Genomic DNA, 13,804 nt, shown 5'->3' on the forward strand with positions numbered 1-13,804 from the left:
GTCACGCTCGGCGGGGCCGGTGCGGCGCCCAACTGCCGACGCCGAGTATCGGTAGACGCACCACCAGTCACACCAGTCACACCAGAGAGGTGCCGCGCGATTGCGCGGGCGGCGCGGGCGAAGCCGCGACCGGCTGAGCGCGCGGCACCCCAGCTCGGCCCGAGGAGGCAGCCAGAGGTGCAGGGGTCTCGACGGCCGCTCGTCGCTGGCGCTCCTCGCTGCTCGACCACCGGTGGAGTGCGGCGGCGTGGTTTCGAGGCTCGCTACGCTCGCACCTCCACCACCGCCGGGGCAGCTCCCCCGGCGGGGACAGGACACCGATCCGAGGAACGCTACGGTGCCGTCATGACGTCCGACCTCTCCCCGCTCCTCGACCGTGCACGCGCCTGGGCAGCCGAGGACCCCGACGACGTGACCCGCGCCGAGCTCGCGCGGGTGGTCGACGAGGTCGAGGCCGGCGGCGACCCCACCGACCTGGCCGACCGGTTCGACGGGACGCTGGAGTTCGGCACGGCCGGGCTGCGCGGCGCGCTCGGCGCCGGCCCCAACCGGATGAACCGGGTCGTCGTGATGCGCGCCGCGGCCGGCCTGGCGGCGTACCTGCGCGAGCAGGGGACGGTGGGCCCGGTCGTGATCGGCTACGACGCCCGCCACAACTCCGACGTCTTCGCGCGCGACACCGCCGAGGTGATGAACGGCGCCGGCATGACCGCGTGGCTGCTGCCCCGCCCCCTGCCGACGCCGATCCTGGCCTTCGCGATCCGCGAGCTCGGCTGCGTGGCCGGCGTGATGGTGACCGCGAGCCACAACCCGCCGCAGGACAACGGCTACAAGGTCTACCTCGGCGACGGGTCGCAGATCGTGCCGCCCGCGGACACCGGCATCGCCGGGCACATCGCGGCCGTCGGCCCCGTCGCGGACATCCCGCGGGGCCGCGCCGGGAAGGTGCTCACCGAGGACGTCGTCGACCGCTACCTCGACACCGTCGCCGGCCTGGCCGTCGACGGCCCGCGCGACCTCGACCTCGTCTACACGCCCCTGCACGGCGTCGGCGGCACCTCGGTCGTGCAGGTGCTCGAGACCGCCGGCTTCGCCCAGCCGCGCATCGTCGCGCAGCAGGAGGAGCCCGACGCCGACTTCCCGACGGTCGCCTTCCCCAACCCGGAGGAGCCGGGCGCCATGGACCTGGCGATGGAGCTGGCCGCACGCCACGGCGTGGACCTGGTCGTCGCCAACGACCCCGATGCCGACCGCTGCGCCGCCGCGGTGCCCGGACTGCAGGGCTGGCGGATGCTGCGCGGCGACGAGGTCGGCGCGCTGCTCGCCCACCACCTGCTGACGTCGGGCAAGCAGGGCACCTACGCGACGTCGATCGTGTCCTCGTCCCTGCTGGGCAAGATGGCCGCGGCCGCCGGTCAGCCGTACGTCGAGACGCTCACCGGCTTCAAGTGGATCGGCCGCGTCGACGGGCTCGCGTTCGGCTACGAGGAGGCGCTGGGCTACTGCGTCGACCCCGAGCACGTGCGGGACAAGGACGGCATCTCCGCGCTGCTGCTCCTGTGCGAGATCGCCGCCCACGCCAAGGCCGCCGGCCGCTCGCTGACCGACGTCCTCGAAGACATCGCGCTCGAGCACGGGCTGCACGCGACCGACCAGGTGTCCGCGCGCGTGGAGGACCTCACCGAGATCGGCGCCGCCATGACCCGGCTGCGCACCACCCCGCCCACGACGCTCGGCGGTCTCGCCGTCCTCGGGGTCGACGACCTGGCGCAGGGCTCGGCCGCGCTGCCCCCGACCGAGGGTCTGCGCTACACCCTGGCCGAGGGCGCGCGGGTGATCGTCCGCCCGAGCGGCACCGAGCCGAAGATCAAGTGCTACCTCGAGGTCGTCGTGCCCGTCGACCCGGCCGACGGGGCGGAGGCCGCGCGGATCTCCGCCGCCGGTCGCCTCGACGCGCTGGGCAACGACATCCGGGCCGCGGCCGGGATCTGAGCGCTACCTCACGACCCGGAAGGCCGCCGCGTCCCGGCCGGGCCGGAAGCCGCTGTCCGCCTCGGGGGTGAACACGGCGGTCACCCGGTAGCGGCCGGTCTTCCTCAGCCGGGGGGTCCGCACCGTGATCCTGCCGGTGTAGGCGCGCGTGCGCGTCCAGGTGAGGCCCCCGCCGACGCGCTTGACGGTGATCGCGACCGTGCCGGTCGGCCGGGCGGCACCGCTCAGGTAGCGGACCATGATCCTGACCCTGGCTCGGGTCGTCCGCTCCACCGTGGTGGGCACGACGACGTTGACGCTGGCGGCGTTCTCGCAGGGCACGTAGTCGCACCGGGACGCGGCGGGGCCGGCCGACACGGGCCCGGCCGTCGCGAGCAGCACCGGGAGCAGGGCCAGCGTCACGAGCGCGACGAGCAGTCGACAGGTCACCGGGTCATCAGAGCAGGGTCACGACCAGCGCAGTCGACAGCACCAGCACCCCGACCACCTCCGGCCAGGCGGGCGAGCGGCGTACCTCCGAGGCGAGGGCGACCTGCTCCTGCGAGCTCGGGCGGATGCCGCGCGCGGCGCGGGCGTCCTCCATGCGCTGGCGGATCCGGTTCTCCACGAAGTCGGTGTAGTCGACGTCGTGGATGCGGTCGGGCGAGGTGGGCGTGCGCCCCACGCGCGCGGCGCCCCCGCCGGCCGGCCGTCGCAGCGCGCGCCGGGACTTGCCCAGCGCCGGGGAGACGTAGCGCCGGTCCCCCGCCCGCACGGCGAGCAGCTGGCGCACGGCGAGCTCCTCGACCGCCGCCAGTGGGATCGTCACCGTCTCCAGCATGTTGCGCAGCACCAGGTCGTCGCCGACCAGCGAGACCCGCGGCCGCAGCATGGCCGCCCAGAAGAGCAGGGCCAGCAGCGCGCAGGCGGCGATCACCCAGTCGGCGATGCCGTCGCGGTCGACCAGCCCGATCCCCACGACGCCCAGCGAGAGGGTCAGACCGAGAAGGCCCATGACCCGTCCGCTGGTCGGCGCGAACCGCTCCGGCCGCTCCTCGCCCACGTCTCTCCTCGGCTCCTCGTCGGTTGCCCCCCGGCTCCACGCCAACCCTATGCTGGGGGGATGCCTCCCTCCCCCACCACCGCGACCGCCGAGGATGCCGCCGCGCAGTTCTCGGACGTCACGCGGTCCGACGCGTCGCTGCGGGGCTTCCTCCACGGCCTGCCGGGCGTCGACCAGGTCGGCGCCGACGCTCGGGCCGCCGCCCTCGGCACCCGGTCGATCAAGACGACCGCCAAGGCCTACGCCCTCGACCTCGCCATCCGCATGGTCGACCTCACCACGCTCGAGGGCCAGGACACCCACGGCAAGGTGCGCGCCCTGGCGGCGAAGGCCATGCGGCCGGACCCCGCCGACGCGACGTGCCCGGCGACCGCCGCGGTGTGCGTCTACCCCGACATGGTGGCCACCGCCAAGGAGGTCCTCGGCGAGAGCGGCGTCCACGTGGCGGCCGTCGCGACGGCGTTCCCGAGCGGCCGCGCGGCCCTGGACATCAAGCTCGCCGACACCCGCGACGCCGTCGAGGCCGGCGCCGACGAGATCGACATGGTCATCGACCGCGGCGCGTTCCTCTCCGGTCGCTACCTCCAGGTCTTCGAGGAGATCGTCGCCGTCCGGGAGGCCTGCGCCCGCGCCGACGGCAGCAGCGCCCACCTCAAGGTGATCTTCGAGACCGGCGAGCTGCAGACCTACGACAACGTCCGCCGCGCGTCGTGGCTGGCGATGATGGCCGGCGGCCACTTCATCAAGACCTCGACCGGCAAGGTGCAGCCCGCGGCCACGCTGCCGGTCACCATGATCATGCTCCAGGCGGTCCGCGACTTCCGCGAGACCACGGGCCAGATGGTCGGCGTCAAGCCGGCCGGCGGCATCCGCACGGCCAAGGACGCCATCAAGTACCTCGTGCTCGTCAACGAGGTCGCCGGGCCCGACTGGCTCGACCCCGACTGGTTCCGCTTCGGCGCCTCCACGCTCCTCAACGAGCTGCTCATGCAGCGCACCAAGATGACGACCGGGCGCTACTCCGGTCCCGACTACTTCACGTTGGACTGATGACCATGACCAGCAACGTCTTCGAGTACGCCCCTGCTCCCGAGTCGCGGAGCATCGTCGACATCAAGCCGTCCTACGGCCTGTTCGTCGACGGTGAGTTCGTCGACGGCCACGGCACGTCGTTCAAGACGATCAGCCCCGCCACCGAGGAGGTCCTCTCCGAGGTGGCCGAGGCCGACCAGGCCGACATCGACCTCGCGGTCAAGGCCGCCCGCCGCGCGCACACCCGCGTGTGGTCGCGGATGCCGGGACGCGAGCGCGCCAAGTACCTCTACCGCATCGCGCGGATCATCCAGGAGCGCGGCCGCGAGCTCGCGGTGCTGGAGTCGATCGACAACGGCAAGCCGATCAAGGAGTCGCGCGACGTCGACGTCCCCGTCGCCGCGGCCCACTTCTTCTACTACGCCGGCTGGGCCGACAAGCTCGAGTACTCCGGCTACGGCGACCGCTCGCTGGGCGTGGCTGCGCAGGTCATCCCGTGGAACTTCCCGCTGCTGATGCTCGCGTGGAAGATCGCGCCCGCGCTCGCCTGCGGCAACACGGTCGTGCTCAAGCCCGCCGAGACCACCCCGCTCACGGCGCTGCTGTTCGCGGAGATCTGCCAGCAGGCCGACCTGCCCCCCGGCGTCGTCAACATCGTCACCGGCGCCGGCGCCACGGGCCAGGCGCTCGTCGGCCACACCGACGTCGACAAGGTCGCCTTCACCGGCTCCACCGAGGTCGGCAAGGCGATCGCGCGCGCGGTCGCGGGCACGGACAAGAAGGTCACCCTCGAGCTGGGCGGGAAGGCGGCCAACATCGTCTTCGACGACGCGCCGCTCGACCAGGCCATCGAGGGCATCGTCGACGGGATCTTCTTCAACCAGGGTCACGTCTGCTGCGCCGGCTCCCGCCTGCTCGTGCAGGAGTCGGTGGCCGACGACGTGCTGGAGCGGCTCAAGCGCCGCATGGCGACGCTCCGGCTCGGCGACCCGCTCGACAAGAACACCGACGTGGGCGCCATCAACTCCGCCGAGCAGCTGGCCCGCATCCGCGAGCTCTCCGACATCGGCGAGGCCGAGGGCGCCGGGCGCTGGTCGGCGCCGTGCGAGCTGCCGACCACCGGGTTCTGGTTCCCCCCGACGATCTTCACCGGCGTCACCCAGGCCCACCGGATCGCGCGCGAGGAGGTGTTCGGGCCGGTGCTCTCGGTGCTGACCTTCCGCACCCCCGCCGAGGCGATCGAGAAGGCCAACAACACGCCGTACGGGCTGTCGGCCGGCGTCTGGACCGACAAGGGCTCGCTGATCCTCAAGATGGCCGGCTCGCTGCGCGCGGGCGTGGTCTGGGCCAACACGTTCAACAAGTTCGACCCGACGAGCCCGTTCGGCGGCTTCAAGGAGTCCGGCTACGGCCGCGAGGGCGGCCGTCACGGCCTCGCGGGCTACCTGAAGGGGGGCGAGTGACCATGTCGCGCGTCGACGTCCGCAAGACCTACAAGCTGTTCATCGGCGGCGCCTTCCCGCGCTCGGAGTCGGGCTACTCCTACGTCGTGCACGACTCGAAGGGGGCCTTCGTGGCCAACGCCGCGCTCGCCTCGCGCAAGGACGCCCGGGACGCGGTCGTCGCCGCGCGCAAGGCCTTCGGCGGGTGGGCGGGCAAGACCGCCTACAACCGCGCGCAGATCCTCTACCGGATCGCCGAGATCATGGAGGACCGCCGACCCCAGCTCGTGCAGGCCGTCCGCCAGTCCGAGGGGCTGTCGGGCTCGCGGGCCGAGAAGGTGCTCGACGAGTCGATCGACCGGCTGGTCTGGTACGCCGGCTGGGCCGACAAGCTGACCCAGGTCGTCGGCAACGCCAACCCGGTCGCCGGCCCGTACTTCAACCTGTCCACCCCCGAGCCCACCGGCGTCGTCGGCGTCCTCGCACCCCAGGAGTCCTCGCTCCTCGGCCTGGTCAGCGCGGTCGCCCCCGTCATCGTCACGGGCAACACCGCGGTGGTGGTGTCGTCCTACCGGCGTCCGCTCCCCGCGGTGACGTTCGCGGAGTGCCTGGCGACGTCCGACGTCCCGGGCGGCGTGGTCAACATCCTCACCGGGGACGCCACCACGATCGCGCCGTGGCTCGCGGGCCACATGGACGTCAACGCCATCGACCTCCTCGGGGTCGCCGGCGACACCGAGCTCGCGACCTCGCTCGAGGTCGCCGCGGCCGACAACCTCAAGCGGGTGCGCCGCGCTCCCGCGGCCGAGCCCGACTTCGCCGCCGACCCCGGCCTGGAGGCCATGACGGCGTTCGTGGAGACCAAGACCGTGTGGCACCCGATCGGCGTCTGAGCGCCGACTCGATGGCCAAGCCCCGCCGCGCCAGCACCCAAGCCCCTCACCTCGACCCGGTCCACCACGGCACGCTGCGGCCGGGGACGCCCGACCTGCTCGTCGACGACGCCGACCTCGAGGGGCTCGCCTTCGCCGACCTCGACGTGCCCCTGCTGTCCCTCGGCGGGGCCTCGCTGGACGGCTGCGCCCTCACCGGCGTCGTCGCCGCCGAGGCCGACTGGCGCTCCACGCAGCTGCGCGAGACGACGTTCGAGCGCCTCAACGTGCCGGTCATGCGGGCCCCGCGCGGGGTGTGGCGCGACGTCGTCCTGACCGGCGCCCGCCTCGGCTCCGTCGAGGCCTACGAGACGGCCTGGCAGTCGGTGCACTTCGTGGGCTGCAAGCTCAGCTTCGTCAACCTGCGCGGCGCGGAGCTGCTCGACGTGGCCTTCACCGACTGCGTCGTCGAGGAGCTGGACCTGCTGTCCACGTCGGCGCGCCGCGTGGCGTTCCGCGGCACCCGGATCGGTCGGCTCAACCTCCAGCAGGCCCGGCTCGAGCACGTCGACCTGCGCGGCTGCGAGCTCGAGGAGCTCGACGGCCTCGACGGCCTGCGCGGCGTCACCGTCAGCCCCGCCCAGCTCGACCTCCTCGCCCCGCTCCTCGCCCGCGACAAGGGGCTCAAGGTCGAGGGCGACTGAGCCGGCCCGGTGAGTTTCACCGGGTACCCGGTGAAACTCACGCTTCCGGGAGGAAGCTTCGTGCCGGAAGCGTGAGTTTCGTGCGGGTGGTGTGACCGGAGTGACGGGCCCACCCACCCCACCACGCCTCATGCCTGCGACGCGGAGAAGCGCTGCCGGTACGACGTCGGGGTGGTCGAGTACGTCGCCGCGAAGTTCTGGCGGAAGGTGACGGCCCCGCTGAAGCCGCACTCCTGGGCGATCCGGTCGACCGACCACGTCGTCGTCTCCAGGAGACCGCGGGCCCGGTCGAGGCGCCTGGCCAGCACCCAGCGGGCGGGGGTGGTGCCGGTCGCCTCGGCGAAGCGGCGGGTGAAGTTGCGCCGGCTCATCCGGGCGCGGGCCGCGAGGTCGTCGACGGAGAGCCGCTGGTCGAGGTGTCCCAGGGCCCAGTCGAGGGTGGGACCGAGGTGTCCCACGCCACCGGGCTCGGGCATGGGTCGGTGGATGTACTGCGCCTGGTCGCCCTCGCGGTGCGGCGCCACCACCAGCTGCCGCGCGACGGTGGCGGCCGCGGTGGCGCCGAGGTGGGTCCGCACCAGGTGCAGGCAGGCGTCGATCGCGGACGCCGTCCCCGCCGAGGTGAGCACGTCGCCGTGGTCGCGGTAGAGCGCGGCCGGGTCGATCCGGACGGCCGGCCGCCGTCGTGCGAGCTCGTCCGCGGCGCCCCAGTGGGTGACCGCGTCACGTCCGTCGAGCAGTCCGCTGTCGACGACGGGGAACGCCCCCAGGCACAGTCCTGCGACCCGGCCGCCGCGCGCCTGCACCGCCCGGATCCTCGCGAGCAGCGCCTCTCCTGTGGGCGGCAGGTCGGTCGGCCACGACGGAAGGACGAGGAGGTCGGCCTCGTCGGCCGCCTCGGGTCCGGCCACGTCGTCCACCCGGGGGCCCTCCGCCGTCCGGATGCCGCGTCCGTCGTCAGTCCAGACCACCGGGTCCCAGCCCTCGGCGAGGCCCTGCCGTCCCACCTCGCCGAACACCAGCAGCGGCGCGGCGAGGTGGAACATCGTGATGCCGTCGAAGGCGTGCACTGCGATGCGCATGTCTGGCCCGATCCCATCGAAAGTCGTCTTCCGTGCCACTCACGAGCGTACGCACCCGTGAGTCAGGCTGGTCGTCGTACCGTCCGACCACCTTTCAGGAGACACCATGTCCGCCCCTCGCCGAGCACTCGTCGTCGTCGACGTCCAGCAGGAGTACTTCGACGGGATCCTGCAGATCCAGGCCCCGTCGCGCGACCGGACGCTCGACAACGTCGTCACCGCCCTCGACCACGCCCGCGAGCACGACCTGCCGGTCGTCGTCGTGCAGCACCAGATGCCGGAGGGGGCGCCGGTCTTCGCCGTGGGCAGCGACAGCTGGTCCCTGCACCCCGAGGTCGAGCGCCGGCTGCAGCCGTCCTGGAAGCGCGCGACGAAGGACAAGGGCAGCGTCTTCGCCGGCACCGACGTCGCCGCCTGGCTGGCCGAGCAGGACGTCGACACCATCACGATCGTCGGCTACATGACCAACAACTGCGACCTCGCCACCGCCGTCGGCGCCGAGGAGCTCGGCCTGGCCGCGGAGGTCCTCTCCGACGCCAGCGGCGCGATCCACCTCGCCAACGAGGCCGGCAAGGTCTCCGCGGGCCAGCTGCACGAAACCCTGCTGGTCCTGCTGCACTCCAACTTCGCCGCCGTCGCGACCACGCAGGCCTGGGCGGCCGCCGTCACCGCGGGCGAGGCGCTGCCCAAGAGCGACCTCGGCACCTCAGCCACGCAGGGCCGCGCCGCCTTCGGCGGCTGAGCGCGGCCCTCGGCTACGCCAGCAGCCCTCGTACGACGCGCAGGCCCACCGACATCCGAGCCAGGTCGGCCGCGTCGTCGGTGCAGATCTCCTGCAGCGTCGTCGCGGCGCGGGCGACGACGACGGCGTCCCCCTCCTCCCACTGCGCGATGCGCAGGGGGGCGGGGTCGTCGGCGGACGTGGCGACCAGCACCTGGTGCGTGAGCTGGGCGTGCACGGCGTGCAGGTCGTCGCGCAGGGCCGCGCGGGCCATCGTCTGCCACCGGTCGTTGCGCGGCAGCCCGAGGATCCGCTGCACCAGCGACGGCAGACCGAGCCGCTCGCCGAGCGCGAAGTGCACGCGGGCCACGACGGTGGGGTCGTAGGACTCGCGCTGCGCGATCTCGATGATGTTGAGCAGCATGTACGACGGCGGCAGCACCGCCACGCGTGAGGCCAGCTCCTCGGGGACGCCCTTGTCGACGAGCGCGTCGCGTCGCGTCCCGTAGGCCGTGAGCTCGCGGCCGGTCATCAGGTCGGGCAGCAGCGCCATCGTCTGCTGCACCGCTCCGGCGAACAGCTCGACGGTCGCCTGGCTGTCCAGCGGCGGGCGGCGGTTGCTGACGAGCCAGCGCGAGGCCCGCTCGACGAGTGTGCGCATCTCCAGGCGCATCCGGGTCTGGACCGACGCGTCGAGCCGGGTGTCGAGCGCCTTGATCTCGTCGCGCAGCGGCAGCGACGCGAAGATCTCCCGGGCGACGAAGTTGGCCCGCACGAGGTCGGCGGCGTCCGCGCCGGTCTCACCGGCCAGCCGCGGCCAGTAGGTCATCCCGGCGCCGTTGACGAGGTCGTTGACGACCTGGGTCACGATGATCTCGCGACGCAGGGGGTGCTCCTTGAGCGGTCCCTCGAAGCCCTCGCGGATCTGGCGGGGGAAGTAGGCCTTGAGGTCCAGGTCGAGGTAGGGGTCGTCCGGCAGCTCGGACTCGATCAGCTCGTCGGCGAGCACGATCTTGGTCCACGCCATCAGCACCGACAGCTCGGGCACGGTCAGCCCCTCGCGGCGCTCCAGCCGGCGGCGCACCTCGCGGCGCGACGGCAGGCCCTCGATCTCGCGGTGGAGCCGGCCGTCGCTCTCGAGCTTCTTCATCCAGAACTCGTGGACGTGCAGCAACGGCACGGCGTTCGCCGCCGCGTTGGCCAGGGCGAGGTTCTGCTCGTAGTTGTCACGCAGTACCAGCTCGGCGACCTCGTCGGTCATCTCGACGAGCACCTTGTTGCGCTGCTTCTCCGTCAGGTCACCGGCCTGGACCACGCGGTCGAGGAGGATCTTGAGGTTCACCTCGTGGTCGGAGGTGTCCACGCCCGCGGAGTTGTCGATGAAGTCGGTGTTCATCCGACCGCCGGACTGGGCGTACTCGATCCGCCCGGCCTGCGTGAACCCGAGGTTGCCGCCCTCGCCGACGCACCTCACCCGCAGGTCACCGCCGTCGACGCGGATCGCGTCGTTCGCCTTGTCGCCGGCCGCGGCGTGGTCCTCGTCCGCGCCCTTCACGTAGGTGCCGATGCCGCCGTTCCACAGCAGGTCGGCAGGCGCGAGGAGGATGGCCCGCATCAGCTCGGCCGGCGTCATCGCGACGACGCCCTCGTCGATGCCGAGCGCGGCACGGATCTGGTCGTTGAGCCGGATCGACTTCGCCGAGCGCGGGAACACGCCGCCGCCCTCGGAGATGAGGGCCCGGTCGTAGTCGCGCCACGACGAGCGCGGCAGCTCGAACAGGCGCCGCCGCTCGGCGTACGACGTGGCCGCGTCGGGCGAGGGGTCGATGAAGATGTCGCGGTGGTCGAACGCCGCCAGCAGCCGGGTGTGCTCGGAGCACAGCAGCCCGTTGCCGAACACGTCGCCGGACATGTCGCCGACGCCCACGCAGGTGTGGTCCTCGGTCTGGCAGTCGACGCCCATCTCGCGGAAGTGTCGGCGCACCGAGACCCAGGCACCGCGCGCGGTGATGCCCATCGCCTTGTGGTCATAGCCGACCGAGCCGCCGCTGGCGAAGGCGTCGCCGAGCCAGAACCCGTAGTCCTTCGCCACGCCGTTGGCGATGTCGGAGAACGTCGCCGTGCCCTTGTCGGCGGCGACCACCAGGTAGGAGTCGTCGCCGTCGTGGCGCACGACCTCGCGCGGAGGCACGGTCTCGCCGTCGACGAGGTTGTCGGTGATGTCGAGCAGCCCGGAGATGAAGGTCCGGTAGCAGGCGATGCCCTCGGCCATCCAGGCGTCGCGGTCGGAGGAGTCGGGCAGCTGCTTGCAGAAGAAGCCGCCCTTGGCGCCGACCGGCACGATGACGGTGTTCTTGACCATCTGCGCCTTGACCAGCCCGAGCACCTCGGTGCGGAAGTCGTCGCGACGGTCCGACCAGCGCAGACCTCCGCGCGCGACGGCGCCGAAGCGCAGGTGCACGCCCTCGACGCGCGGCGAGTAGACGAAGATCTCGAAGCGCGGTCGCGGCTCGGGCAGGTCCGGGATCGCCGACGGCTCGAGCTTGAAGGACATGTAGGGGTGCGGCCCGCCGTCGACGGTCTGGAAGTAGTTGGTGCGCAGCGTCGCCAGCACGTGCGTCAGGTAGGAGCGCAGGATCCGGTCGTGGTCGAGGCTGGCCACGTCGTCGAGGGCGCGGTGGATGCGCTGCCGGACGTCCTCGACCTCGGCCGTGCGCCGCTCGGAGTCGGCCTCGTCGTCGTCGCCCGGCTCGAAGCGGGCCTCGAACAGCCGCACCAGCAGCCGCGTGATCTCGACGTTGCTGCCGAGCGCGTCCTCGATGTAGTCGAGGGCGAACGGCGAGCCGCCCTGCCGCATGTACTTGGCGTAGGCGCGCAGCACCGTAGCCTGGCGCCAGGTCAGGCCGGCGCCCAGCACCAGCGCGTTGAACCCGTCGATCTCGTTGAACCCGTCCCACACCGCGCGCAGCGCGTCCTGGAACGGCTCGCGGGCACCCGCGGGCAGGGCGCGGCCGTAGCGCAGCCCGAACTCGTAGACGTACGACGGGCGCTCCAGGCCGGCGAGGGCGTAGGGACGCTCGTCGACGACCTCGACCCCCATCGACGACAGCATCGGCAGGATCTCCGAGAGCGACAGCGGCTCGCCGATGCGGAAGACCTTGAGGCGGGCCTCGCCGCGACCGGCATCCAGCTCCTCGTAGAGCGCCAGGTCGATGCCCTGCTCGCCCTGGATCGCCTCGAGGCGGCCGAGGTCGACCGCGGCGGTGCGGGCGAGGAAGTCCTCCTTGTAGGCCTCCGGGAACGAGTCGGCGTAGCGGCGGCCCAGGATCGAGCCGGCCTCCTCGCCGTACTCGGCGACCACGGCGGAGTGGAAGTCGTCGCGCCAGGAGCGCGACGCCTCCCCCAGCCGGCGCTCGAGCTCCTGGGTGTCCACGTCGGGGATCGCCTCGCCCTTGGGCACCCGGACCACGAAGTGGACCCTCGCCGTCGTGGACTCGTTGATGCGCACGGTGAACTCCACGGACTCGCCGCCGAAGCGGTCCTGGAGGATCTTCGCGAACCGCTCGCGGACGCTGGTGTTGTAGCGGTCGCGCGGCAGGTAGACGAGCACGGAGGCGTAGCGGCCGTAGGTGTCGCGGCGCACGACCAGCCGCAGCGCGCGGCGCTCCCGCGCGACCATCGCGGCCTCCACCATCGGCGAGAGCTCGTCGACCGGCGTGTGGAACAGCTCGTCGCGCGGGTAGGTCTCGAGGGTGTCCATCAGGGCCTTGCCCGCGTGGCTGCGGGCGTCGAAGCCGCTGCGGCGCAGCACCGCCTCGGCCTTCTCGCGGATCAGCGGGATCCGCAGCAGCGACTCGGTGTAGGCCGCGCTCGAGAAGAGGCCGAGGAAGCGACGCTCGCCGGTGACCTCGCCGTCGGCGCCGAACGTCTTGACCCCGACGTAGTCGAGGTAGGCCGGGCGGTGCACGGTGGCTCGAGAGTTGGCCTTGGCCAGCACCAGCAGCGTCTTCTCGCGGGCCTTGGCCTTGACCAGCTCGGGCAGGCGCCCGAACGAGTCGGACATCTCCTGGTCGGCACGCAGGATGCCGAGCCCGGTGCCGGGCACGGCGCGCAGGAAGTCGTCCTCGTCCTGGCGCTCCAGCGCGTACTCGCGGTAGCCGAGGAACGTGAAGTGCTCGTCGGACAGCCACGACAGCAGGTCGGCGGCCTGCCGAACCTCGTCGGGGTCCAGCGGCGGCGGGTCGGCGTGGAGGCCGTCGACGATGTCCTTGATCTGGGCGTGCATCCGCTCCCAGTCCTCGACCGACTCGCGCACGTCGCGCAGCACCCGCTGCACCGCGTCGACGATGTCGGCGGGGTCGTCGTCCTCGCGGATCCGGTCGATCTCCACGTGCATCCAGGACTCGCGCACGGCGTCGTCCTCAGGGGCGCTCGACCCGTCGTCGACCGGCCGCACCTCCTGGAGCACGCCGGTGATGTCGCGCACGACGTCGTAGTTGGGGTGGATCACCAGGTGCACGTCGCGCAGCTGGCGCGAGAGCTCCATGGTCAGGGAGTCCACGAGGAACGGCATGTCGTCCACGACGACCTCGACGACCGAGTGGCCGCCGGCCGACCAGCCCTGCTCGCTCAGCGTCGGGGTCAGCACCCGCACCCGGGCGGTGCCCTGGGGGCGCTCCTCGGCGAGCCGGTAGTGCGAGACCAGCGCGCCGTAGACGTCGACGTCGCTGCGCTCCAGGAGGTCCTCGGGCGCCACGTGGCGGTAGTAGGCCCTCAGCAGCGCGTCCACCCGGGCCTGCGGCGGCCCCCCGGTCCCCTTCTTCTTCAGGGCCAGGTCGATCGCCTGGTCGAGGAGCTCGGCCTTGTCCACATCCTGCGTCGTCGTTGACACGCTCCGACAGTAGGACCTCGGGTGCG

General features: G+C 72.4%; 10 protein-coding genes. 6 read left to right on the forward strand and 4 right to left on the reverse strand.

What is annotated here, in order from left to right; genetic code table 11:
- Positions 1 to 345 precede the first annotated feature (345 nt).
- Positions 346 to 1,992, forward strand: a complete 1,647-nt coding sequence (locus tag IRQ30_RS06235; RefSeq protein ID WP_193612109.1) for a phospho-sugar mutase — start codon at positions 346 to 348, stop codon at positions 1,990 to 1,992.
- Positions 1,993 to 1,995: 3 nt separating this feature from the next.
- Here the strand turns inward: IRQ30_RS06235 and IRQ30_RS06240 are convergent, their stop codons facing one another.
- Both IRQ30_RS06240 and IRQ30_RS06245 read right to left on the reverse strand, forming a co-directional pair.
- A complete protein-coding gene (locus IRQ30_RS06240) occupies positions 1,996 to 2,421 on the reverse strand; it encodes a hypothetical protein (RefSeq protein WP_193612110.1) in 426 nt (141 codons plus the stop codon).
- A 7-nt stretch (positions 2,422 to 2,428) separates the two neighbouring features.
- On the reverse strand, positions 2,429 to 3,034 hold the full coding sequence (locus IRQ30_RS06245; protein ID WP_193612111.1) for a hypothetical protein: 606 nt from the start codon (positions 3,032 to 3,034) through the stop codon (positions 2,429 to 2,431).
- Positions 3,035 to 3,094: 60 nt separating this feature from the next.
- Here IRQ30_RS06245 and deoC point away from each other — a divergent pair, with 60 nt between their 5' ends.
- Genes deoC through IRQ30_RS06265 form a run of 4 tightly spaced genes read left to right on the forward strand, consistent with a single transcriptional unit; the run spans position 3,095 to position 7,084 of the window.
- Positions 3,095 to 4,084: a deoxyribose-phosphate aldolase gene (deoC, locus tag IRQ30_RS06250; protein ID WP_193612112.1), complete on the forward strand. Its 990-nt coding sequence runs from the start codon at positions 3,095 to 3,097 to the stop codon at positions 4,082 to 4,084.
- The gene (locus tag IRQ30_RS06255) at positions 4,084 to 5,529 is read left to right on the forward strand and encodes an aldehyde dehydrogenase family protein (RefSeq protein ID WP_227467051.1); all 1,446 of its coding nucleotides are present in this window, start codon (positions 4,084 to 4,086) and stop codon (positions 5,527 to 5,529) included. Before deoC ends, IRQ30_RS06255 begins: the two co-directional genes overlap by 1 nt.
- Positions 5,530 to 5,531: 2 nt before the next feature.
- Positions 5,532 to 6,401 carry an aldehyde dehydrogenase family protein gene (locus tag IRQ30_RS06260; RefSeq protein WP_193612193.1) on the forward strand — a complete coding sequence of 290 codons (870 nt, stop codon included), beginning with the start codon at positions 5,532 to 5,534 and terminating at the stop codon, positions 6,399 to 6,401.
- Between the two features lie 11 nt (positions 6,402 to 6,412).
- A complete protein-coding gene (locus IRQ30_RS06265) occupies positions 6,413 to 7,084 on the forward strand; it encodes a pentapeptide repeat-containing protein (RefSeq protein WP_193612113.1) in 672 nt (223 codons plus the stop codon).
- Between the two features lie 128 nt (positions 7,085 to 7,212).
- On the opposite strand, the gene IRQ30_RS06270 is transcribed toward IRQ30_RS06265, so the two are convergent.
- Positions 7,213 to 8,166, reverse strand: coding sequence for a GlxA family transcriptional regulator (locus IRQ30_RS06270; RefSeq protein ID WP_193612114.1), 954 nt, complete (start codon positions 8,164 to 8,166; stop codon positions 7,213 to 7,215).
- A 106-nt stretch (positions 8,167 to 8,272) separates the two neighbouring features.
- On the opposite strand from IRQ30_RS06270, the gene IRQ30_RS06275 reads away from it, so the two are divergent.
- On the forward strand, positions 8,273 to 8,908 hold the full coding sequence (locus tag IRQ30_RS06275; RefSeq protein WP_193612115.1) for an isochorismatase family protein: 636 nt from the start codon (positions 8,273 to 8,275) through the stop codon (positions 8,906 to 8,908).
- Positions 8,909 to 8,921: 13 nt separating this feature from the next.
- Here the strand turns inward: IRQ30_RS06275 and IRQ30_RS06280 are convergent, their stop codons facing one another.
- Complete coding sequence (locus IRQ30_RS06280; RefSeq protein WP_338089591.1) at positions 8,922 to 13,778, reverse strand: NAD-glutamate dehydrogenase; 4,857 nt, start codon at positions 13,776 to 13,778, stop codon at positions 8,922 to 8,924.
- Positions 13,779 to 13,804 lie beyond the last annotated feature (26 nt).

This window comes from Nocardioides lijunqiniae (assembly GCF_015024225.1).
GTDB classification, from domain to species: domain Bacteria; phylum Actinomycetota; class Actinomycetes; order Propionibacteriales; family Nocardioidaceae; genus Nocardioides; species Nocardioides lijunqiniae.